The organism is Saccharomonospora sp., from assembly GCF_027317685.1.
GTDB lineage: Bacteria > Actinomycetota > Actinomycetes > Mycobacteriales > Pseudonocardiaceae > Saccharomonospora.
This window is the reverse complement of record NZ_DAHVQP010000090.1, coordinates 1-22715: the sequence shown is the minus strand read 5'-3', so window position 1 is coordinate 22715 and position 22715 is coordinate 1. Positions and strand designations below refer to the sequence as shown.

Genomic DNA, 22715 nt, shown 5'->3' with positions numbered 1-22715 from the left:
AGTCCGAACAGCGCTCACCACCGCTCTGGTGAGTGTCGGCATCCTCACGGCGGTGTCCGCGGTGTCCGCGGTGTCGGCAGGGTCGACGGGGTTCTTCACGCCGGGGTCCGCCGAGGCACGAGGAACCGAGGACACCCCGATCGAACGCGCTCTCGACCTCACGGCCGAAGCACCACGGTTTTCCTGGCCCCTGGCCGGTCGGCCGTCCGTGACACGTCCCTTCCATCGCCCGTCGAGTCCGTACGGGCCCGGGCATCGCGGTGTCGACCTGGCCGCCGTGCCAGGACAGGACGTACTGGCTTCCGCCGAGGGACGGGTCGTGTTCGCGGGCCGGGTGGCCGGACGCGGCGTCGTCTCGATCGACCATCCCGGTGGCCTGCGGACGACTTACGAGCCCGTGCGGTGGTCGGTGTCGTCCGGGCAACGGGTCCACCGTGGCCAGGTCATCGGCGTCGTCGAGCCCGGGCACGACGGGTGCCGAGTCGAAGCGTGTCTGCACTGGGGCGTGCGACACGGTGGCACCGGCGAGACCCACTACCTCGACCCGCTACGGCTCGTCGTCCCCGACGCGCCCCTCCGGCTCAAGCCTTGGGAGGGGACGGCCGGTCCGGCTCTGTGAACTCGAACGCTGTTCGGATGTTCAGGTGTTGGCGTTCTCGACGAGTTTGGCTCGAAGCCGCAGCACAGCACGCGTGTGGAGCTGGCTGACACGCGATTCGGTGACCCCGAGCACCTTGCCGATCTCGGCCAACGTCAGATTCTCGAAGTAGTAGAGGCTGACCACGATGCGGTCACGCTCGTTGAGCTGCGCGATCGCCTCGGCGAGCTGTTTGCGGTTGTCCTGGTCGACGAGTACGGCGACGGGGTCGACGGCTCCGTCGTCGGGCAGGGTGTCGGCGGGTGAACCCATGCTGTTGCCGTTGTCCCTGCTCGGGCCCATGAGGTCGTCGAGCGCGAGCACACTCGTCAACCGCAACTGGCCGTACAGGTCGCGTAGTTCCCGCAGCGTGATGCCCAGTTCGGCGGCGACTTCCGCGTCGGTCGGGGTTCGGCGCAGTCGTGCCCCCAGACGTTCGTGAGCACGCTCGACCTCCCGGGCCCTGCTGCGCACGACTCTGGGCACCCAGTCCTGGGAACGCAGGTCGTCGAGGATGGCGCCGCGGATGCGCTGCATCGCGTACGTCTCGAAACGCAGCCCGCGTTCCGGGTCGAACTTCTCGATGGCGTCGACCAGGCCGAAGATGCCCGACTGGATCAGGTCGGCGACGTCGATGTGTGTGGGTAGGCCCGTGCCCACCCGTCCAGCCACGTATTTGACGAGCGGAGCGTAGTGCAGGACGAGCCGGTCGCGGACGCGCTGACTCGGCGAGCGTACGAACTCCTTCCACAGGGCCTGGATGGCGGATTCGGCGGTGTTCTCGTCACCGGTGTCCGTGCGCGCACCCGGCTGAAGAGGAGTGTGGGGTTCCTCGGTGGTTGATGCGGTCATGACCTGTCCGCTTCCTTGCCCATCCTGCGGCAGGGCCGCGGCCACCTCGGCGCTGGCGGCCTCACTGGGCACGGGGGTGGGTCTGGTCATGGATCGCCTTCAGCCGCTCGACTGTCACGTGAGTGTAGAGCTGCGTGGTCGCCAGCGTAGCGTGACCGAGCAGTTCCTGAACGCTGCGAAGGTCAGCTCCGCCGTCGAGCATGTGGGTGGCCGCGGAATGCCGAAGCCCGTGCGGCCCGATGTCAGCGGCGCCGGGCACAGCCGCTACCGCGTCGTGCACGACACGACGTACCGTTCGCGGGTCCACCCGCTTTCCTCGAACACCGAGGAAGAGAGCCGCGCCGGAGTCGGCGGTGGCCACTTCCGGACGGCCCCGCCGCAGCCATGACCGAAGCGCGCGCTCCGAAGGCAGGCCGAACGGCACCATTCGTTGTTTCCTCCCCTTTCCCAGGATGCGGACGACCCGGCGATCGAAGTCGACGTCATCGATGTCGAGTCCGCACAGTTCTGAGATTCGCACACCTGTGGCGTACAGCAACTCGATCAGGGCGTGATCGCGTAATGCGACAGGGTGGCCGGTGTCAGCTCCGACCTCGCCGACACGCATGAGTTCGGCGGCTTCGTCCGCACGCAATACGCCGGGAAGCCTTCGATGTGGGCGGGGAGATGCCAGCCGAGTGCCCGGATCGGACGGTAACAGTCCACGTCGATGGGCCCACGCTGTGAAAGTCCTCGCCGATGCCGCCCTGCGTGCCAAGGTGGTTCGGCTGCGTCCTTCCTCGCGTTGCCGCGCCAGCCAAGCCCGGAGTACGCCGACGCCGAGTCCGTCCAATCCGGTGTCCAGCCGCTCGTCGTGTGCACTCGGGTCGCCGGCGTCATCCGCGTTCACTCCGTGGAGGAATGCCAGCAGTGACACCACATCACCGATGTAGGCCCGGGTGGTGTGCTGCGACAGCATGCGCTCGTCACGCAGGTAGTCCTCGTAGTCGGCCACGATTTCCGCCGACCGCGGAGGAAGGGCGGCGCGGAGCCTGGCCACATTGGAACGCGCCCCACTACGAGGACCCGTTGTCGTCATGCCATGACGCTGCGCTGCCGGGCTCTCCTAGTCAAGCATCGCCACGCGCGGGACCCGGATCGTGATCGTCATCCCCTCGTCGGTCCGGTGATACGCCTCGGTCGTCGCCGCCACCCGTTGTCGGACCGCTGTACCAGTCCGTCGAGTTCCAGAGCGGGCAACAGTGCCCGTACCCGGGAAAGCTCCACACCCGACTCCATGGCCACGGCTTCGGGCGAACGGCCTCCACGGCTGGGCAGCGCTTCGAACACACGCAGAGCTTCCGGGTCCAGACCATCGGTGTGACGCCGCGGGCCGTCACCGTGGTCGGCGAGCCCGCTGCCCACGCTGCCGACGCTTTCGACGATATCGGCGACGGAGTCGACCAATACGGCGTGAGAACGACGGATCAGGCGATGACACCCCACCGACAGCGCCGACCCCACAGGTCCTGGCACCGCCATGACCACCTTGCCGAGAGTTCCCGCCGTGGCAGCCGTGTTCTGGGCCCCGCTGCGACAGCCTGCCTCGACCACGACGGTGCCCGCCGACAAGGCGGCGATGAGGCGGTTACGGACCAGGAAGCGATGACGTGCCGGCTGTGTTCCGGGCGGATACTCCGACACGACCGCACCACACTGCGCCACTCGATCGAGCAGTCGCACATGCCCCGCGGGGTAACCCACATCAAGACCGCACCCGAGCACCGCGACGGTGACGCCGTCGGCCGCGAGCGATCCCCGATGAGCCGCGCCGTCGATGCCGTAGGCGGCGCCGGACACGACGGTCATCCCCGCATCGGTGAGTTCGTAAGCGAACTCGGCTGCCGTGTTTTCGCCGTAGTCGGTGGCCGCACGCGCGCCGACGATCGCAACGGCGGAGTCGAGCGCGTCGTCGAGCGATGCGGAGCCACGAACCCACAACGCCAGCGGCGGGGCCATGCCCTTCACTCCCCGCCCGCTCGCGACCTCCAACGACAACAACGGCCATGCGGGCCACTCGTCGTCCTCGGGAATCACCAACCTCGCACCGTGTTCCGCCGCGCTCTCCAAGTCGTGCTCGGCACGATCGAGATCCCGACGGGCGGCCGTCTCGGCGGCCACGGACTCGGGCACAGCCGCTTCACGCACCCGGTCCGCCGCCTCGACGGGACCGTGCTCAGCGACGAACCGGTGTAGGGCGAGCGCTGGTGGTTCGGCGACGCGAAGCAGGTAGGCGCGGGCGAGACGCTCGGCATCGGTCATCACGCCCTCCGTTCCCGGAATTCGAGGGCGGACGCCACGTGGTCGGCATCGGGCCGGGGCGCTCCGGCGAGATCGGCCAACGTCCAGGCGACGCGTAAACAACGATCAGCGCCCCTCGCCGTGAGCGCTCCGCGCTGTAAACCGCGCTCCACCACGGCCGTGGTCGTTCGGGGCAGAGCGAACTCCCGCCACAGAACAGGACCGGGCACGGCGGCGTTGACCCGCCACCCGTGGTCGGCCCACCGCGCGGCCGCGCGTTCCCGTGCCGCCACGACACGTTGCCGCACCTGCTCGGTGGACTCGGGAGGTTGAAGGTCGTGGAGCCTCATGGCAGTGACCGGCCGCATTCGCACCCGCAAGTCCACCCGGTCGAGCAGCGGCCCCGACAACCGGGTCGAGTACCGCCGCCGCGCGGCCGGTGTGCACGTACAGTCCGTTTCCCGAGGCGGCGCACACGGGCAGGGATTGCTCGCAAGCACCAACTGGAACGCAGCGGGATACCGCACGACGCCTTTGATCCGGGCGAGGCGGATCTCCCCCTCCTCGAGCACCGTCCGCAGGGCTTCCAGCCGCTCGGATCCGAATTCCGCGGCTTCGTCGAGAAACAGAACCCCTCGATGGGCTTTGCTGATGGCTCCCGGAGTCGCGACACCACTGCCACCTCCGACGAAGGCCGCCGGGGAGATCGAATGATGAGGCGCGACGAACGGCGGCACACACGTCGGCGGAGACGACCTGTCCAACGAACCGTCCACCGACCGGATGGCCGCTACTTCCAGCGCTTCCTCCTTCGACAGCGGCGGAAGCAATCCCGGCAAGCGAGTAGCGAGCATGGTCTTGCCGATTCCGGGCGGCCCGGTGAGCAGCAAGTGGTGTCCACCCGCCGCCGCGACCTCCAACGCCCACCGAGCCTCCGGCTGACCCACCACGTCGGCCAGATCGGGCACGGTCCGCGTGCCGGTCGGCTCGACCGGATCGGGTCGGCACAACTCCGCCTCCCCGCGCAGCCAGTCGACGACATCGGCGAGAGTGGGAGCGCCGAACACCTCGACTCCGTCGACGAGTGCCGCCTCCGGTACCGACTCGGCGGGAACGACGGCACGCCGGTACCCGACTCCTCGCGCCGCCAGCAGCGCCGGAAGCACTCCGGGAACACTGCGAAGCCGCCCGTCCAATGCCAGCTCCCCGAGCAGAACCGTGCCGCCCAGCTTGTTCACGGGCACAGACGCCGACGCGGCGAGCACGGCGACGGCGATACCGAGGTCGTAGGAGGAACCGACCTTGGGCAGATTCGCGGGGAAGAGTCCCAGAGTAACCTTGGTGTCGGGCCAGCTCTGGCGGCTGTTGCGGACGGCGGCCCGAACCCTGTCCTTGGCCTCACGCAGACCGGGGTCGGGCAGACCCACAAGTTTGGTGCCAGGCATGCCGGCACCGATGTCCGCCTCGATCTCGACCAGTTGCCCTTCGATGCCCAGTAAGGCGATCGACCAGGTTCGCGCCAGCGCCATTCAGAACGCCTCCACGAGGTGCTGAAGACGAGGCGGCCCGTCCTGCGGGTACTCGATGGCGATCACATCGAAGCGCAACGGGCACCACGCCACCCGACGAGCCGCCAGCCAGCGCAAAGTCAGTCTGCGGATGCGGTGGCGCTTGTCCTGGGTGACGGATTCGGCCGGACTCCCGTAACCGCGGCCCGAACGGGTCTTCACCTCGCACACGACGAGCGTCCTGCCGTCGGTGGCGAGAATGTCCAACTCCCCCTCGCGGCACCGCCAGTTACGTTCCAGGATCACCAATCCTTGGCGCCGCAAATGCTCGGCAGCCAGGTCCTCACCGCGCCGTCCCAGAGCGGCCCGCGATCCCCCTCGCGCTCCGGTGCTCACGGCACCCACAGCGTCCACGGCGCTCACACGCCTCACCCCCGATGCTCGGCTTCTCCCGGTACGCAGACCACGCTGCCAGCACGAACACCGGAACAACCAGGCCACGATCACAGGCCTGTGGACAACCGACCCCCTGTGGACAACTCGCCACAGCACCGAACACGGCACGGCCCGACGGTGCTAAAGCACGACGCCGCCGTGCCCCGGATCAGGCGCTGAACGGACCGTCCTCGGGCAGTCGCAGCTCGGGCTTGTCGAGCTCTTCCACATTGACGTCCTTGAAGGTGATCACCCGGACGTTCTTGACGAAGCGTGCCGGACGATACATGTCCCACACCCATGCGTCCGACATCCGCACCTCGAAATACACGTCGCCACCGCCGTCACGTACCTGCACGTCCACGGCATTGGCCAGGTAGAAGCGCCGCTCCGTCTCCACGACGTACGAGAACTGCCCGACGATGTCGCGGTACTCGCGGTACAACGACAGTTCCATCTCGGTCTCGTATTTCTCGAGATCCTCTGCGCTCATGAAACTCGAGCCCCTCCTCGCGCGCCTTGCAATTCGTCGTCGGCAGAAGCTCCATTCTCGCTCACTACCGCCGTACCGGCACCCGCCGCCGCGCCGGCATACGTACCAGCGGCAGCTCCCGCTTGCAAAGCGGCAGCACTGAGCAGAACCCGCCGAGGCGGACGCATGCCGTGCGCGGCCGCCGCGGAGGCTACGTTCGTGAACGACCAGCGGTGCGCCTCACACGGCCCGTGCGCGGCCAAAGCCGTCCGATGCTCGGCGGTCGTGTACCCCTTGTGCACGTCGAATCCGTACATCGGATGCTCGGCGTGCAGGCCGACCATGATCCGATCCCTCGTCACCTTCGCGAGCACCGAAGCCGCCGCGACACAGGCCACCGCGCGATCTCCCTTCAACACCGGAACACTCGGTGCGGGTAAGCCCGGCACGCGAAAACCGTCGATCAACACGTAACCCGGTCGCTGCGAGAGTCCCGCGACCGCGCGTCGCATTCCCTCGATGTTGGCGGTGTGGATACCCCTCACGTCGATCTCGGCCGGAGGGACCACGACGATCGAGTAATCCAGCGCCCGACGCAGAATCCGCTCGTACACGCGGTCCCGCGCCAGCGGAGTGAGCAGTTTGGAGTCGGTGAGCTCGGATAGCCTCGCCCCGTCACCGGAACGCAACACGCACGAGGCCACCACGAGCGGCCCCGCACAAGCCCCGCGTCCCGCCTCGTCCACGCCGGCGACAGGCCCCAGCCCCCGTCGGTCCAGGGCGGCTTGCAACGCCCACGACGTGGCACCACGAATGACGGCGCGAGGTGGACGGAGCACGCCCACGCTGTCAGCGCTCACTGCGCTATCGCTCCCGTCCAACCAACCTCGTCACCACCCGGCGCGTTCCCGCGCCGATCTTCCGGCTCACAAAGAGGGTGGGCCAGGCAGCCAGCACACCCGCCGCCAAGGGTAGTCCCTGCTGCCAGGCGGGCGCACTCATCGCCGCCGTCTCGGCGGATTCCTGCGGGTTGTGATCGCTCACCACGTCCCAGCGGGACGGGGGCAGGACGATGAGCCGCGCCTTGCCGATGATGTTCTCCTCGGGCACGACACCGCGTTCACCACCGCCACCCTGGTACCGGGAGTCGGCGGAATTGTTGCGGTTGTCGCCCATCACCCAGAGGGTTCCCTCCGGCACCGTCACGGGTCCGAACTCAGGCTGCTCGCGCTCGCCCTGCCAGTAGATGTACGGCTCATGCAGCGGTTCACCGTCGACCATGACCCGGTTTTCCTCGTCACAGCACTCGACGGTCTGTCCGCCCGTGGCGATGATGCGCTTGACGAAGTCCCGTTCATCGGGCGGGGCGAGTCCGAACGCGGACCCGATGTTCTGGAAGAAACCCGCGATCGGGTTGTCGGACGAGTTCGTCGGCGGGTCGTCCTCCACCCACGGACCCGGGCCGCGGAAGACCACGACGTCACCGGGGGCCGGATCGGTGAAGTGATAAGTGACTTTGTCGACAAGGATCCGGTCCGGCGTACATCCGGGGCAGCCGTGCAGTGTCTGCTGCATCGAACCCGAGGGGATCATGTAGACCCGGGCGACGAACTGCTGGATGAAAAAAGCCAGCACGAGCGCGACGACGATGAGAATGGGCAGCTCTTTCCAGAAGGAACGCTGCTTCTTCTGCTTCGCCGCCCCCTGTGCCTCGGACTTACCGGAGCCTCGGGAAGTCTCGGACATCTCGGAGTCAGCGGACGCCCGCGCTCCGGAAGGAGGCGGATCGCCCGACTCCGATGAGGCGGCGTTCGTAAACGCCTTCGGTTCGTTCTCGTCGTCGGGACGACCCGGCTCGTCTTCCGCAGCGTTCGAAGGCACTGACTCCACCACGTCGTCAGATTACGGCAGCCGGCCTGATTGCTCAGGACGCAGAGGGCGTCTCGCGACGCTCCCGGATCTTGGCGGCCTTACCGTGCAGGTCACGAAGGTAGTACAGCTTCGCACGACGCACGTCACCGCGTTTGGCGACCTCGATCTTGGCGATGTTCGGCGAGTGCACGGGGAACGTGCGCTCCACGCCGACACCGAAGGAGACCTTGCGCACGGTGAAGGTCTCGCGGATACCGCCGCCCTGGCGACGGATGACCACGCCCTCGAACACCTGGTTACGCTCGCGGTTGCCCTCGATGACGCGGACGTGAACCTTCAGCGTGTCGCCCGGGCGAAAATAGGGGATGTCAGAACGCAGCGACTCGGCTTCCAACGCGTCCAGCGTGTTCATCGGTGTCCGTCCTCGTCCTTGTGTGGCAGTGTGGCTTCACATGGTCCGGGCGCGCGCCGGCCAGCCAGTGTCACCGGCAGTGTCACCGACAGCGGGCGGCCCAGGAGCTTCGGCGCGTGAACCGGTCGCGCCAACCTCGCAAGTATGGCAGACGTACCCAGGCGTCACTCATCGGCCTCCCGTCGGAGCCGGTCGAGCACCTGGAGGTCATGCTCGTCCAGGCTACCTTCCGGCAACCGCTCCAGCAGCTCAGGCCTGCGGTGGAAGGTTCTCGCCAACGACTCGTCCCTACGCCAGCGATCGATGAGCGCATGGTTGCCCGAACGCAACACGGACGGCACAGCCAGGCCACGCCACACCTCGGGCCTGGTGTAGCTCGGCCCTTCCAGCAAGCCGTCGGAGAACGAGTCCTGCTCGGCCGAGACCGGGTTGCCCAACACACCCGGCAACAGCCGCACGATGGCCTCGACGATCACGAGCACCGCCGCTTCTCCCCCGACCAGCACGTAGTCACCGATCGACACCTCGTCCACACGCATACGGCGCGCGGCGTCGGTCATCACCCGCTGGTCGATGCCCTCGTAACGGCCACACGCGAACACGAGGTGCTGCTCGCGTGCGTATTCCCGGGCGACCTGTTGAGTGAACTGTCTGCCGGCGGGAGTGGGCACGATGAGGCGGGTCCGCTCATCGCACACGTCGTCGAGCGCCTCGCCCCACACCTGCGGCTTCATCACCATGCCGGGGCCGCCGCCGTAGGGCGCGTCGTCGACGGCTCGATGCACGTCGTGGGTCCAGTCGCGTAGATCGTGCACGCCGAGTTCCAGCAGCCCACGGTCGAGCGCTCGCCCCAGCAGGGCAGCGCGTAGCGGCTGCAGGTACTCCGGAAAGATCGTGACGACGTCGATGCGCAGTGGCGGCCGCGACGGTTGAGACGACCGAGACGACTGAGAAGCGTCGTCCTGCGCCGTGGGCCGCTGCGGGGAGCTCGACTCGCTCACCTTTCCCTCTCCCACTCTCGGGCACGAGAAACCGGTCGGATTCAGTCGGGTCAGGCCTCGAGCAGCCCTTCGGGTGGGTCGAGCACGACCCGGCCCTCGCCGACCTCGACGCGCGGCACGATCGCCATCACAAACGGCACCAGCACCTCACGTCGGCCCTCGGGTTCCTCGACCTCGACAGCCAGCAGTTCACCACCGGGCGAGTGCACGACCTCGCGCACAGTACCGACCACCGTGCCGTCGACGAGCTCGGCCCGCAGACCTTCGAGCTCGTGGTCGTAGAACTCGTCGGGGTCGTCGATCGGCGGCAGGTCCGCGACGTCGACCCACAGCGTCACGCCCCGGACCTCCTCGGCCGCCGTGCGGTCGGGGATCTCGGAGAACCGTACGAGCAGCCGTCCGCCGTGAGGGCGGACGGCTGCCACGGTGAGCGGGCGAGCACGGCCGTCCCGGTCCTTGCCGGTGAGTACCGCACCCGGCGCGAAACGCTCTTCCGGGGAGTCGGTGCGCACGTCCACGGCGAGTTCCCCGCGGATACCGTGCGGCTTCACGATCCGCCCCACCACGACCTGCACGCCAGGTGCCTTCCGCGCTCTATCGATCGGTGTCGACGACATCCACGCGGACGCCGCGACCACCGACAGCTCCCATCACGGTGCGCAGAGCGGTGGCCGTGCGGCCACCACGGCCGATCACCTTGCCGAGGTCGTCCGGGTGGACGTGCACCTCCAAGGTGCGACCTCGACGGGTGGTGATCAGCTCCACCTGCACGTCGTCGGGATTGTCGACGATGCCGCGCACCAAGTGCTCGAGGGAATCGGCGAGGAAGCTCACGCCTGGTCGGCCTTCTTCTCCGCCGAGTCACCGGACTCGGAAGCCTCGCCGGCCTCGCTCTTCTCGGTCTTCTCGGACTTGTCGCCCTTTTCAGCCTTCTCGGCCTTCTTGCCCTTCTTCTTGGGCGTGGTGGCCTCGACAGCGGGCTCCTCGTTGGCGGCGGCCAGCGCAGCGTTGAACAGCTCCTGCTTCGACGGCTTAGCCTCCGGCTGGCGGAGCGTGCCCTCGGCACCGGGCAGCCCCTTGAACTTCTGCCAGTCGCCGGTGACCTCCAGGATGCGCTGCACAGGCTCCGTGGGCTGGGCGCCAACCTTCAGCCAGTACTGAGCACGCTCCGAGTCCACCTCAATGAAGCTGGGCTCGTTCTTCGGGTGGTACTTGCCGATGGTCTCGATGGCCCTTCCGGCACGACGGGTGCGGGCGTCCGCGACCACAATCCGGTAGTAGGGCGCACGAATCTTACCGAGGCGCTGCAGCTTGATCTTGACAGCCACGGGTGTGGGTACTCCTGTCGTCTTCTCGTACTCGGGTCGGGACACGATCCGAGTGGGGAGCCGGATCCGGGTGCCCGCAGGTATATGTGTATCGCTCCGGCACGGTGAGAGGGCCCGAACCGGAGCGGGCAAGCCACTATTTTGCCAGATCGGACCAACCCGGTTCGTGCCGGGGAGCGGGAACACGCCACCGACACGCCACCGACACGCCACCGACACTGCACTGTCACTGCACTGACACCGCCGAAGCCATCCGACAGCGCACGTCAATCGGTGAGAACTCCCAGCGAGGTCAGCAGAATGGCCAACGCAGGGAGGAAGTTGTTCATCTGGTGAGCGACGATGCTGCCGAGCAGTCGACCGGTCACCAAACGGGCCAAGCCGATCGGAACGGCGATGACCAGGAGCAACGACGTACGCAGTGGTTCGAGATGACTCACCGCGAACACCGCCGTGGACAACACGAACGCCGCGAACCGGCCCCAACGTTCGCTCCCCCAACCCAACCGCTCGGCCGCGCCCCAGAGCAGACCGCGATAGATGATCTCCTCACAGATCGGGCCCAGCAGCCACAGATAGAGGAACATCGTCACGGCCGCCGACACCGACATCGGCTTGTCCTCCACCAGCATGCTGATGGCCGAGGTCGCGTTGTCGTCACCCACCACCCGGGTCCAGACCAGCACCCCCGTCACCGTGCACACGAGTCCGAGCACGCCGAACTTCAGGCCGATCTTCACGTCGTCCCAACGCCACACCAGACACAGGTCGGCGAGAGGGCCGTTGCCCCGGAGCTTGGTGATGGCCAACGCCACGATCGCCGCGAACACGGTGGGGGTCATCGTGCCGATGAGCACGTCCCGCACGGGGATCGACTCCAACGTGTTCGGGCCGATGACGGCGCCCACGAACGCCGCGGTCGCCAGCAGCACGCCTTCCACGAACAGAAACGCGCCGAATCCCCATCGATGGGTGGGCGGCCGGTAGCCCGGTGCCGCGTCCGAAGAACCCTGCGCCGACCTGACCGGCGACAACGCCCCCGAACGGTCCCCGGAGGGTTCGACCTCACGTGCCGGGTCCTGCGAATCCGATGACCTCACGCGCGCGTCTCCTCCGCCGTGCCGCGATCTTCCCACCCGAGCCTACTTCGCGTTTCCGGTCGGTCACGCCGCGCTGAAAAGCAGCAACGCGGGAGGAAGGTTGTTGGTGGCATGGGCGACGATGCTCGCGCTCACCCTGCCGGTGATCATTCGTGCCGCGCCGATGGCGATGCCCTGGCCGAACAACGCGAGCGTGCGTGATGGCTCCCCGTGCACCTGGGCGAACACGAGCGCGGTGAGCACGAGGATCACCCAGGGCGGCACCCGGTAGTACGCGAGACCGCCCCACAACGCTCCGCGGAACAGCAGTTCCTCGGTCAGCGGCGCGACCACGACCAGCACGATCACCGCGAGGACGAGCCACCCGACACCGGACATCATGTCCCGCAGCACGTTCGTGGCCGAATCGGACAGATACTCACTGCCGTAGACCTGGAGCAACAACAGGTTCAACACATACGCCGCGAGCAGGGAGAACCCGCCGCAAGCCAGCCCGACCCGCACGTCCCGACCGGTGAGCAGCAACCCGAAGTCCGAACGGATACCCCCGCCCCACTTCCGTGAGGCGTACACCGGGCCGAGCCCGAGGAGCAGATTGGGCAGAAACGCCAGGAGGACGAAAGGACCGAGGTCGGACAGATCCCACGTCGTCACGAGACCGTCGAACACGAATCCCGTCAACAGCAGGGACAACAGGTAATAGAGACTGAGGGAGATGATGAAGGCGAGCAATCCCCAATGTGCGCCGAGAACGAGCCCGTCACGAGCAGGCTGCGAGCCCTCGTCGTGCTCCACCACACCTCCCCGGTCCGCAAGCGCCGATGGCCCCTGCAGCCAACCCTACGGCGGAGCGGCCGATCGCGTCAGTCGATCACCACTCCGCGCAGGACGATGTGTCGAGGACGGCGTAGCACGGACAGGTCCTCCCGCGGATCGGCGTCCAACACCAACAGATCGGCGGAAGCGCCCTCGGTGAGTCCGTCGACGCCCAGCCAGTCCCGCGCGGCCCACGACCCCGCCGCCAACGCCTGCTCGCGGGTCATCCCCGCTCGGTGCAGGGCCTCGATCTCGTCAACGAGCCTGCCGTGTTCGATCATGCCGCCCGCGTCGGACCCGGCGTAGACGGCGACCCCGGCGTCGACGGCCGCGCCCACCATGTCGGACACCCCCGCGTGCAACGCCCGCATGTGGGCGGCATAGGTGGGGTATCGAACCGCCTTGTCCGCGATCTCGGGGAAGTTCTCGATGTTGATGAGCGTGGGCACCAGCGCCGTGCCCCGCCGGGCGAGCTCCGCCAGCTGGTCGGCCGAAAGCCCCGTGCCGTGTTCGAGACAGTCGATGCCCGCATCGATCAGCCCGGGCAACGCGGCCTCACCGAACACATGCGCCGTGACCCGTGCTCCGGCGTCGTGGGCAACCTTGACGGCCTCGGCGAGAACGTCGTCCGGCCACAACGGCGCGAGATCACCCACGGACCGGTCGATCCAGTCGCCGACGAGTTTCACCCAACCGTCGCCGTCCGCGGCCTGCGCCGCCACCGCGTCCGGCAGCTGATCGGGGTGTTCGAGTTCGAGACCCAGGCCGGGCAGGTAGCGCTTGGGCAACGCCAGGTGCCGACCGCTGCGGACGATCCGAGGCAAATCGTCGTGGCGTTGCAGCGGCCGCACATCGAGCGGCAGACCGCAATCCCTGATCAGCAACGTTCCCGCGTCCCTGTCGCGCAGCGCCTGTTCCCGCGCCTGCTCCAGCGTGGTAGGTCCATCGGCGCCGATACCGGGATGGCAGTGCGCGTCCACCAGCCCCGGCACCAGAAAAGCCCCGTCCAGAGTGCGGGCGCCCTCGACCGGCTCGAACGTGATCCGGCCGTCACTGATCCAGACGTCGCGCTCCTCGCCTTCGGGGAGCACGACCCCTCGCAGGTGGTACATGGCCCTTTCCCCGGCCTACTTCTTTTTCTTCGGCAGGTTCAGCTTCGACGGGTCGAACCCGGGAGGCAGTTCGTTCAGCCCACCACCGAGCTGCGACAGGTCGGGCATGCCGCCTCCCTGCGGGAGTCCGCCGGGGAAGCCACCGGGGAAACCGCCCTTGACCTTGGGCGGCGTGGGCCCCTTGTTCTTGCCCTTCTTCCCCTTCTTGCCCTTGCGCTTCTTCGTGGCGCTGGCGCCCCCACCGAATCCGAACCGGCCCGCCATCTGCTGCATCATCTTGCGGGCCTCGAAGAACCGGTTCACGAGGTCGTTGACCTCCCGGACGGTCACCCCGGAGCCCTTGGCGATGCGCTGCCGACGCGACGCATTGATGATTTTCGGATTGGCGCGCTCGGCCGGGGTCATACCACGGATGATCGCCTGGAGCCGGTCGAGTTGGGAGTCGTCGACCTGGGCGAGCTGGTCCTTCATCTGGCCCGCACCGGGCAGCATGCCGAGCAAGTTGCCGATGGGGCCCATGCGGCGGACGGCCTGCATCTGCTCCAGGAAGTCTTCCAGCGTGAGCTCGCCGGTGCCGAGCTTGGTCGCGGCTTCCTCGGCCTTCTCCTGGTCGAACGCCTGCTCGGCCTGCTCGATGAGGGTGAGCATGTCGCCCATGCCGAGGATGCGGCTGGCCATCCGGTCCGGGTGGAAGACGTCGAAGTCCTCCAGCTTCTCGCCGTTGGAGGCGAACAGGATCGGCTTGCCCGTCACGTGCCGCACCGACAGTGCCGCACCACCACGGGCGTCACCGTCCAGCTTCGTCAGCACCACACCGGTGAAGCCGACACCGTCCCGGAACGCCTCCGCCGTGGTCACGGCATCCTGACCGATCATGGCGTCCACGACGAACAGGGTCTCGTCGGGCGAGACGGCGTCACGGATGTCGGCGGCCTGCCGCATCAGCTCCTCGTCGACACCGAGCCGACCGGCCGTGTCGACGACGACCACGTCGTGTTGCGCCCGGCGGGCCTCCTCGATCGACCGGCGGGCGACGTCCACCGGGTCGCCGACGCCGTTACCCGGCTCGGGAGCGAACGTGGTCACTCCCGCCCGCTCACCGACGACCTGCAGCTGGGTGACCGCGTTCGGCCTCTGGAGGTCACACGCCACGAGCAACGGTGCGTGGCCTTGCTTCTTCAGCCACCGCGCGAGCTTGCCCGCCAGCGTGGTCTTACCGGAACCCTGCAGACCCGCCAGCATGATCACGGTGGGCGGGGTCTTGGCGAGGTTCAGCCTGCGGGTCTCACCGCCGAGGATGCCGATGAGCTCCTCGTTGACGATCTTGATGACCTGCTGGGCCGGGTTGAGCGCCTGCGAGACCTCCGCGCCCTTGGCCCGCTCCTTGACGTGCTTGATGAATTCGCGCACCACCGGCAGCGCGACGTCCGCCTCCAGCAACGCGATACGGATCTCGCGCGCCGTCGCGTCGATGTCGGCGTCCGAGAGCTTCCCTTTGCCACGCAGGTTCTGCAGGACCGACGTGAGCCGATCGGAGAGTGTGTCGAACACGGGGTGCACGCTCCAGCGGGTCGTGGTTATCGAGGCCGGTATGCGGGCCGACCGCGATTTCCAAGGGTAGACGACCGCGGCTGGTCGACGGTCGGCCCGCCCGGTCGGCACTCCCCCCAATGCGTCCCCCTCCCGATCGGGCGGGCCTTGTCCCGACGAGGCGCCCGCCGGGCCCGGCTTGCGTTTTTCAACGTTCGCCAGACCCCCAGCGACTGGCGACCGTGTGAGGCCGGTGCGAGCACCTCATCGGGAACGACTACAGATTGCCCGGAAAAACGGCGCCACGGCAGAGTGAAGACACTGAGTAACCGGTGAGTAGTTCTACGCAATTCCGACGGGTTCCCACCGCGACGGGGGCCTGCGAGCCCATCATCCACGGACGAGCCTTGGTTTTCCACGGAAACGCCCACAACGGTGCGACCGCACCCCCACCCGGCCCGGCTCCGGCTTTCCCGGGACTTTCCCGGGACTTTCCCGGCCTTGCCGCTAGTGCTCTCGCACGATGTTCCGGACGGGGACACAAGCGGATCCAAGCGCCGAAAACGCTGCTACGGCATGTTTCGCGCGCCCAGACCCACGGGTTCCGCTGCGGTCACGTTTCCGGGTGCCGGGACGTGGTCGAATAGGGCTCATGCGTGCGAGTTCCCCTCCCCCGAATTCCTCGACGCCCTCGACATCCACGACGCTCTCGCCACTGCCCGACACCGTCGTGGCCGCATTGCGCTGCTCGATCTGCGGTGATCCGGTCGTGCTGCGGGACCGGACATTGAGATGTGGGCAGCGACACACATTCGACCTCGCGCGCCAGGGCTACGTCAATCTGCTGCACGCCAAGGTCCCGAAGGGCACCGCGGACACGACGGAGATGGTCGCCGCCAGGGACGCGTTCCTGAAAAGCGGCTTCTACGCACCACTGGCCCAGACCCTCGCCGACAAGGCACGGGGGCGGCTGGTGGTGGACGCGGGCGCGGGAACGGGCTACTACCTCGCACACGTATTGGACGCACTGCCGGACGCCACGGGACTCGCCCTCGACGTGTCCGCGCCCGCACTGAAACGGGCAGCCCGCGCCCACCCGAGGCTGGGTGCGGTCGTGTGGAACCTGTGGCAACCGTGGCCGGTAGGCACGAACAGCGCAGACCTGGTGATCAATGTCTTCGCTCCCCGCAACGTGGAGGAGTTCCGCCGCGTCCTCACACCGGGCGGCACACTGCTGGTGGCGGGCCCCGGACCCGATCACCTCCGTGAGCTGGCCGAGTCACTGCCCTTGCTCGACGTGGGCACCGACAAGTCCGAGCGCCTCGACAACGCACTGGCGGACGGTTTCACACTCGTCGACCGCACACGGGTGGACGGGCGGGTCACCCTGTCCGCCGAGGACGTGCGCAATGCCGTACTCATGGGCCCCAACGCCCACCACCTGCACCGCGACGGTCTCGGTGATCGCCTCGCCACCATCACCGAACCGGTGACCGTGACGACGTCGTTCACGGTGGCGACCTACACGAGACGAAGGTGAGGCCGAAAATGGAACTGTCTGCGACCGTCCTGACCGACCCCGCGTGGCTGGCCGACGACCTACGGCGGGCGCGTCGGCTGCACGGCCCCGCCGACCCCGTCGTGCTCGGCACCATCCGCTGGTACTCGGTGTCCTCGGTGCTGGTCGCCCCGGCGCTCGAACCGTGGGTACACACCGGTGTGGCCCGAGACCCCTCGCTGGACGCCGTGACACTCGACGTCACCGACGACGGCCGGTTCCTCGACGCGTACTCGTCCCGGACACTGGGCACGGACCCGGGTGACCTCGGCGCGGCACTCGTGCGTGCCGTCGACGGCGCGGTCACGGCGTTCTCCCAGACCAGCGGAGCATCGGCGCGGGCATTATGGGCCGTCGCCGTCGACTCGATCGCCAACCGGCTGCTGTGGACGGGATCGACCACGGGCGACACGCACGGCGCCAGGCGCATGGCCGACGAACTAGTCGAACACATGGCGCGGGCGGCGCGCGACGTGCCCGGCTGCGTGTGGAACGGCTCGCCGAGGCCCCGGTTCACGACCGTGGGCGAACGTCCCGTGGTGCGGCGCTCGTCGTGCTGCCTGATCTACGAGGCTCCGACCACGCTCGGCGCGAAGTGCGTCAGTTGTCCCCGGCAGTCCCCCGCGGACCGAGAACGGCGACTGCGCACGCTGCTGGGCCCCTGAGCTGCTCGAGCACGGCCGATGGGTCACATTTCGACGAGCCTTTGTGCCCTGCTGCCTGCCGGGCATCGTGACGCAGAGTCGATGTGAGCCGGTAGCAGTCGGCCACACAGCCACGGCCTGGAGAAACGATGACCGCCCCTATAGAGACGCACGCACTCACCGAGGCCGAATGCCTCGACCTGCTGAGAACCGAACCCATCGGACGGCTCGTCTTCACCGAGAACGCGCTGCCGGCCATCCGTCCGATGCACTTCGTGCTCGACGGTCGGGACGTGCTCGTCAGAACGGTGGAGGACTCGTGGGCCCGCCGGGTGGTGGACACGGTCGTGGCATTCGAGGTCGACCGCATCGACGACGCGAGCCACACCGGATGGAGCGTCGTACTGCTCGGCACCGTCACGGCTGTCACCGACATCGACACGCTGGTCCAGGTCACGGACTTCCGCAACCGGCCGTGGGTGCCGAGCCACCGCGACCGGTATCTACGCATCCGACCGGGTCAGCTCACGGGGCGGCGGCTCTCGTTCGCGCCGGTCTGAGTCAGTTCCCCCGGCCGGCTTCGACGAAGGACCTCACCGACACACCGGCTTCGACGAGTGCCTTGCGGACCCTGCGAGCGAGATCCACGGCCCCCGGCGTGTCGCCGTGGACGCACAGGGACTGCGGGCGCAGCGTCAGCACGCTGCCGTCCACGGCGCGCACGGCACCCTCCACCGCCATGCGCACGCTGCGCTCGACCACCTCGTCGGGGTCGCGCACCACGGCATGCGGTTCCCGCCGCGACACCAACGTGCCCTCCGGGGTGTAGGCGCGGTCGGCGAAGGACTCCAACACCACGGCCAGCCCCGCTTCTTCCGCCTGCCGCACGAGTTCCGAGCCCGGTAGGCCCAGCACCGGAAGGGTGGGGTCGTAACGCCGGATCGCGTCCACCACGGCGGCGGCCTGCTCGGCGTGGTAGACCACGGCGTTGTAGAGCGCGCCGTGCGGCTTGACGTAGCGCACGGCCGAACCGGCGATCCGGGCGAACCCGTCGAGCGCGCCGATCTGGTAGATGACGTCGTTGGCCAGGTCGTCGGGGTCCATGTCGATGAAGCGACGACCGAACCCGGCCAGGTCGCGATAGCCGACCTGAGCGCCGATCACCACCCCGCGTTCGGCGGCGCGCTCGGTGACCCGGCGCAGCACGCTCGGGTCGCCCGCGTGGAAACCGCACGCGACGTTGGCGCTGGTCACCACGTCCAACAACGCGTCGTCGTCCCCGAGCGGCCAGGTACCGAAACCCTCGCCCAGGTCGCTGTTGAGGTCGATCACCACGTCCACGTCGACAGAGTAATCGTCTTGCGGCGGGCCGTGGACAGCCCACGCGGTCGAATCGGGCCCGGTGCCGCTGCTTCGGCGGACGACATTCCGGCCCTTCGACAGCGCAGGGCGGCCACGATCCGACCGTCGAGACGCGTCAACGTTTCCGACGGCGCGAAGGCGTCGAAATCCTCGTACTCACGTCCCCGCATTCCCCGGCGCGGGCGGCATCGGCGTCTCGTCGACCTGGATGCTCATCCGGGCACGACCACTGTCGTATGACGTTTCGCGACCGGAACTCCGGCTGCGTGTTGTGAATTTCTGCGTAAGAGTCGTTTACTCCAACCCACGTCACTGGAGCTCCTCGGCCGGTCGCTGTCGTACCTCCCCGACTCCGGCGGCGAACGAGCGAGTCAGCTCATTGATCAGCCAAGCCAGCCTCCGAGCAAGAGAACACCGCCGCCGACGGCGATCGCGATGCCGACACCAGCACTCACGGCTTCGTCCTCCCAGGTCGGATGATGGAAAAGGATTGCTCGGACAGTACACGCAACACGGTGTTCAGCACGGCAGCACTGTCTGGGACGAAAACAGCACGAAGACCGGGCGACCCGGCCTCACCCGCCCTCAGGGCGGACCGAGGAGATGAGTTCCTGGAAGTCCCCCACGAGTTGATCGAGCGCTTCCAGCTGCACGGTCAACACGAACTGCAGGACCGCTCTGCGGTCGGGGTTGCCGGTGTCCTGCATACCGATATAGGTCTGCACCTGCACGAGTTCCTGGGCGCGTCCCTCCACCTCCGTGGAGAACCGCACCACTTGCGTCAGCCCGGGATTCTCCGCAGTACCGCTTTCCTCGCGTTTCTCCACCCGCACATCGGTACTCGAGGTACGCAGCCCGCCCAGACCCTCGTCGGCGATCTCCGTCAGCGGCACCGACCTCGGCGGGCGGAACCGATTGCCATCCGTCCGGCAACGAGAACTCGATCGGTACCGGCAACTCGGCCGCCAAAGCGGCACCGGGATTCTGGGGCGCGGTGGACTGCGCCGGGGCTGCCCCTCCTGCTCTGCTTGCGACGTCGAGGCAAGCGGTGTGCCCGAGGCCGTCGTGCTACAACCGGCGACGACCACGAAGGCACAACCGGCGACGACCGCGGTCACACTCCGCGTCCACGGCATCGTCCACGACAGCCTGCGTACGTTCCCTTCCTCGGCCACAGGGGCGATCTTGCCGACCTGGTCAGGCCGTTGTGGACGCGTTCGACACTCTCCCCCGGTCGAACCAGGAAAGACGCCTCGGCCTCTCCCCACACAAAACCGTGCCCCGACCCGCACAGTGTGGCAGGGCCGGGGCACGGTGTGATCACTGGATCCGCTCGTAGGCGGGCAGGGTGAGGAAGTCGACGAACTCCTCGGCCAGAGCCACCTGCTCGAACAGCTCCACCGACTCACTGAGTGTCTCGGCCGGGATCTGCTCGGCCAATTCGTCGCGCACCTCGTCGAGCACCGAACGCACGAGCTCCTCGGTGACCTTCTCGCCGGTGTCGAGCTCGACACCGTTGCGCACCCACTGCCACACCTGCGAACGCGAGATCTCAGCCGTGGCCGCGTCCTCCATGAGGTTGTGGATGGCCGCCGCACCGTTACCGCTCAACCACGACGCGATGTAGCGCACACCGACGTCCACGGCGCCCCGCAGACCCTCCTTGGTGGCACGCCCCTCGGTCGCGGCCACGTCGAGCAGCTGCTCGGCGGTCACGGACACGTCCTCACGCAGCCGGTCGACCTGGTTCGGCTTGTCCCCGAGGACCTTGTCGAACTGCTCCTTGCACAGCTCGACCATGCCCGGGTGGGCCACCCACGAACCGTCGAAGCCGTCGCCGGCCTCCCGCGCCTTGTCGTCGCGGACCTTGGCGAACGCCTTCTCGTTGGTCTCGGGGTCCTTGCTCGGGATGAACGCGGCCATGCCGCCGATCGCGAACGCCCCACGCTTGTGGCAGGTGCGCACGAGCAGCTCGGTGTAGGCGCGCATGAACGGTGCCGTCATCGTGACGCTGTTGCGGTCGGGCAGGATGAACTTCTCCCCCGCATCGCGGAAGTACTTGATGACGCTGAACAGGTAATCCCAGCGGCCCGCGTTCAGACCGGAGGCGTGCTCGCGCAGTTCGTAGAGGATCTCGTCCATCTCGAACGCGGCGGGAATCGTCTCGATCAACACGGTGGCGCGGATGGTGCCGTGCTCGATCCCGAGCGTCTTCTCGGCGTGGGTGAACACGTCGTTCCACAGCCGGGCCTCGAGGTGGCTCTCCATCTTCGGCAGGTAGAAGTACGGCCCCACACCCCGCTTCAACAGCTCCTTGGCGTTGTGGAAGAAGTACAGCCCGAAGTCCACCAACGCGCCCACGGCCTTACGGCCGTTGAACTCGATGTTGCGTTCGTCGAGATGCCAGCCACGTGGGCGGACGACGATCGTGGCGTGCTCGATGTCGTCGCGCAGCTTGTAGTGCTTCTTACCGGTATCCAGCTCGATGGTCTTGCGAACCGCGTCGTACAGGTTGACCTGTCCCGAGACGACGTTGTTCCAGTGCGGAGTGTTGGCGTCCTCCAAGTCGGCCAGCCACACCTTCGCGCCGGAGTTCAGCGCGTTGATGGTCATCTTGCGATCGGTGGGGCCGGTGATCTCCACTCGACGGTCGCGCAGCGCGGGCGGGGCCTCGGCGACCTTCCACTCGGACTCGCGGATCTGCTTGGTCTCCGGCAGGAAGTCGAGCTTGCCGGTCCGCTTGGCCTCCTCGCGACGCCGCTTCCTGGCCTCCAGCAGCTCGTCCCTCGTCGCGGCGAAGGACTCGTGCAGGTCGGCGAGGAACTCCAGCGCTTCGTCCGTCAGGATTTCGTCGCCACGCTCGACAGCGGGGCCGAGCACGCGCACATCAGACATCGAACACCCCAAACACATACAGAAGCCTTCTGCATACCGGACTATAGTTTCTACATTGCGGAACATCAACGCGAGAATCAACGCGAGAGGAGTCACCGGTGGCGTCTGCCAGATCGGGCAACAGCGGCGTGCAGTCGCTTCAGCGCGCATTCGAACTGCTGGAACGACTTGCCGACGCCGGAGGGGAGGCGAGTCTGTCGGAACTGGCCGCCTCGTCCGGGCTGCCCATACCCACGATCCACCGACTCATCCGCACGCTCGTCACCCTCGCCTACGTCCGGCAGAACGCCAACCGCCGCTACGCCCTGGGTGCCCGACTGATTCGGCTCGGGGAGAACGCCAGCCTCCAGTTCGGCACGTGGGCCCGCCCGCTGCTGGCCGAACTGGTGGACGAGGTCGGCGAGACCGCGAACCTGGCCGTACTGGAACGGGACGAGGTCGTGTACGTGGCACAGGTGGCGTCCAACCGGCACTCGATGCGCATGTTCACCGAGGTGGGCCGCAGACTGCTCCCCCACGGCACGGGAGTCGGCAAGGCGATGCTGGCCACGCTGGGCCCGGACGACGCACGGGCGCTGTTGCAGCGCACCGGCTTGCCCGCCTACACCGACCACACCCACACCGACATCGACTCCCTGCTCGACCACCTCGCCGAGATCGCCGAACAGGGCTACGCCCTCGACTCCAGCGAGCAGGAACTCGGTGTGCGGTGCATCGCGGCGGCCGTCCCCGGCGCTCCGGCACCCACCGCGGTCTCGGTCTCGGGCCCCGAAGGCCGGCTGACCGACGAAGCTGTACGCGACATCGCCCCCGCCGTGCAGCGAACGGCGGCGCGACTGGCGGAACACCTCGTCCAACGCAACGACGAGTGAACCGGGACGAGTGAACCGGTAACTTTTTT

25 protein-coding genes are annotated in these 22715 nt (G+C 67.7%); 5 read left to right on the top strand and 20 right to left on the bottom strand.

Features of this window, described 5'->3' with window-relative positions; translation table 11 throughout:
• Positions 1-28: 28 nt before the first annotated feature.
• Positions 29-619, top strand: coding sequence for a M23 family metallopeptidase (locus M7H19_RS10620; protein WP_298180308.1), 591 nt, complete (start codon positions 29-31; stop codon positions 617-619).
• A 21-nt stretch (positions 620-640) separates the two neighbouring features.
• On the opposite strand, the gene M7H19_RS10615 is transcribed toward M7H19_RS10620, so the two are convergent.
• From M7H19_RS10615 to ffh, 17 genes are all read right to left on the bottom strand, one after another.
• Positions 641-1579 carry a FliA/WhiG family RNA polymerase sigma factor gene (locus M7H19_RS10615; protein ID WP_298180306.1) on the bottom strand — a complete coding sequence of 313 codons (939 nt, stop codon included), beginning with the start codon at positions 1577-1579 and terminating at the stop codon, positions 641-643.
• Entirely contained in the window at positions 1551-2567 is a 1017-nt protein-coding gene (locus M7H19_RS10610; protein WP_298180304.1) for a tyrosine recombinase XerC, read from the bottom strand. The genes M7H19_RS10615 and M7H19_RS10610 overlap by 29 nt, the downstream gene beginning before the upstream one ends.
• 68 nt (positions 2568-2635) lie before the next feature.
• Positions 2636-3790, bottom strand: a complete 1155-nt coding sequence (dprA, locus tag M7H19_RS10605) for a DNA-processing protein DprA (RefSeq protein ID WP_298180302.1) — start codon at positions 3788-3790, stop codon at positions 2636-2638.
• Complete coding sequence (locus tag M7H19_RS10600; RefSeq protein ID WP_298180298.1) at positions 3790-5298, bottom strand: YifB family Mg chelatase-like AAA ATPase; 1509 nt, start codon at positions 5296-5298, stop codon at positions 3790-3792. Before M7H19_RS10600 ends, dprA begins: the two co-directional genes overlap by 1 nt.
• Entirely contained in the window at positions 5299-5691 is a 393-nt protein-coding gene (locus M7H19_RS10595; RefSeq protein ID WP_298180335.1) for a YraN family protein, read from the bottom strand. It lies immediately after the preceding gene.
• 190 nt (positions 5692-5881) lie between these two features.
• Positions 5882-6205 (bottom strand): DUF2469 domain-containing protein, encoded by a 324-nt coding sequence (locus M7H19_RS10590; RefSeq protein ID WP_298180296.1) that lies wholly within the window; start codon positions 6203-6205, stop codon positions 5882-5884.
• Positions 6202-7044, bottom strand: coding sequence for a ribonuclease HII (locus M7H19_RS10585; protein WP_298180294.1), 843 nt, complete (start codon positions 7042-7044; stop codon positions 6202-6204). The genes M7H19_RS10590 and M7H19_RS10585 overlap by 4 nt, the downstream gene beginning before the upstream one ends.
• Before the next feature lie 4 nt (positions 7045-7048).
• Positions 7049-8065 (bottom strand): signal peptidase I, encoded by a 1017-nt coding sequence (gene lepB / locus M7H19_RS10580; protein WP_298180333.1) that lies wholly within the window; start codon positions 8063-8065, stop codon positions 7049-7051.
• Positions 8066-8108: 43 nt separating this feature from the next.
• Positions 8109-8468 (bottom strand): 50S ribosomal protein L19, encoded by a 360-nt coding sequence (rplS, locus tag M7H19_RS10575; RefSeq protein ID WP_298180292.1) that lies wholly within the window; start codon positions 8466-8468, stop codon positions 8109-8111.
• A 164-nt stretch (positions 8469-8632) separates the two neighbouring features.
• A complete protein-coding gene (gene trmD / locus M7H19_RS10570; RefSeq protein WP_298180330.1) occupies positions 8633-9382 on the bottom strand; it encodes a tRNA (guanosine(37)-N1)-methyltransferase TrmD in 750 nt (249 codons plus the stop codon).
• 137 nt (positions 9383-9519) lie between these two features.
• Positions 9520-10044, bottom strand: a complete 525-nt coding sequence (gene rimM, locus M7H19_RS10565; RefSeq protein ID WP_298180290.1) for a ribosome maturation factor RimM — start codon at positions 10042-10044, stop codon at positions 9520-9522.
• A 19-nt stretch (positions 10045-10063) separates the two neighbouring features.
• The gene (locus M7H19_RS10560) at positions 10064-10303 is read right to left on the bottom strand and encodes an RNA-binding protein (RefSeq protein WP_012796462.1); all 240 of its coding nucleotides are present in this window, start codon (positions 10301-10303) and stop codon (positions 10064-10066) included.
• Complete coding sequence (gene rpsP / locus M7H19_RS10555) at positions 10300-10797, bottom strand: 30S ribosomal protein S16 (protein WP_298180285.1); 498 nt, start codon at positions 10795-10797, stop codon at positions 10300-10302. Before rpsP ends, M7H19_RS10560 begins: the two co-directional genes overlap by 4 nt.
• A gap of 266 nt (positions 10798-11063) precedes the next feature.
• Positions 11064-11897 (bottom strand): type II CAAX endopeptidase family protein, encoded by an 834-nt coding sequence (locus M7H19_RS10550; RefSeq protein WP_298180283.1) that lies wholly within the window; start codon positions 11895-11897, stop codon positions 11064-11066.
• Between the two features lie 63 nt (positions 11898-11960).
• Positions 11961-12692 (bottom strand): type II CAAX endopeptidase family protein, encoded by a 732-nt coding sequence (locus M7H19_RS10545; protein ID WP_298180327.1) that lies wholly within the window; start codon positions 12690-12692, stop codon positions 11961-11963.
• A gap of 68 nt (positions 12693-12760) precedes the next feature.
• The gene (locus tag M7H19_RS10540; protein WP_298180280.1) at positions 12761-13825 is read right to left on the bottom strand and encodes an amidohydrolase family protein; all 1065 of its coding nucleotides are present in this window, start codon (positions 13823-13825) and stop codon (positions 12761-12763) included.
• 15 nt (positions 13826-13840) lie between these two features.
• Positions 13841-15376 (bottom strand): signal recognition particle protein, encoded by a 1536-nt coding sequence (ffh, locus tag M7H19_RS10535; protein WP_298180278.1) that lies wholly within the window; start codon positions 15374-15376, stop codon positions 13841-13843.
• Between the two features lie 631 nt (positions 15377-16007).
• On the opposite strand from ffh, the gene M7H19_RS10530 reads away from it, so the two are divergent.
• The 3 genes from M7H19_RS10530 to M7H19_RS10520 all read left to right on the top strand — a co-directional run bounded on the left by M7H19_RS10530 (position 16008) and on the right by M7H19_RS10520 (position 18117).
• Positions 16008-16895: a putative RNA methyltransferase gene (locus M7H19_RS10530; protein WP_298180276.1), complete on the top strand. Its 888-nt coding sequence runs from the start codon at positions 16008-16010 to the stop codon at positions 16893-16895.
• A gap of 8 nt (positions 16896-16903) precedes the next feature.
• Positions 16904-17578: a Fe-S oxidoreductase gene (locus M7H19_RS10525; RefSeq protein WP_298180274.1), complete on the top strand. Its 675-nt coding sequence runs from the start codon at positions 16904-16906 to the stop codon at positions 17576-17578.
• A gap of 128 nt (positions 17579-17706) precedes the next feature.
• Positions 17707-18117, top strand: a complete 411-nt coding sequence (locus M7H19_RS10520) for a pyridoxamine 5'-phosphate oxidase family protein (protein ID WP_298180272.1) — start codon at positions 17707-17709, stop codon at positions 18115-18117.
• A 1-nt stretch (position 18118) separates the two neighbouring features.
• Here M7H19_RS10520 and M7H19_RS10515 read toward each other — a convergent pair whose 3' ends face one another.
• From M7H19_RS10515 to aceB, 3 genes are all read right to left on the bottom strand, one after another.
• Positions 18119-18898: a 5-oxoprolinase subunit PxpA gene (locus tag M7H19_RS10515; protein ID WP_298180270.1), complete on the bottom strand. Its 780-nt coding sequence runs from the start codon at positions 18896-18898 to the stop codon at positions 18119-18121.
• A 596-nt stretch (positions 18899-19494) separates the two neighbouring features.
• Positions 19495-19812, bottom strand: a complete 318-nt coding sequence (locus tag M7H19_RS10510; RefSeq protein WP_298180268.1) for a hypothetical protein — start codon at positions 19810-19812, stop codon at positions 19495-19497.
• A 427-nt stretch (positions 19813-20239) separates the two neighbouring features.
• A complete protein-coding gene (gene aceB, locus M7H19_RS10505; protein ID WP_298180266.1) occupies positions 20240-21814 on the bottom strand; it encodes a malate synthase A in 1575 nt (524 codons plus the stop codon).
• A 98-nt stretch (positions 21815-21912) separates the two neighbouring features.
• Between aceB and M7H19_RS10500 the strand changes: the two genes are divergently transcribed.
• Positions 21913-22686, top strand: coding sequence for an IclR family transcriptional regulator (locus M7H19_RS10500; protein WP_298180264.1), 774 nt, complete (start codon positions 21913-21915; stop codon positions 22684-22686).
• Positions 22687-22715 lie beyond the last annotated feature (29 nt).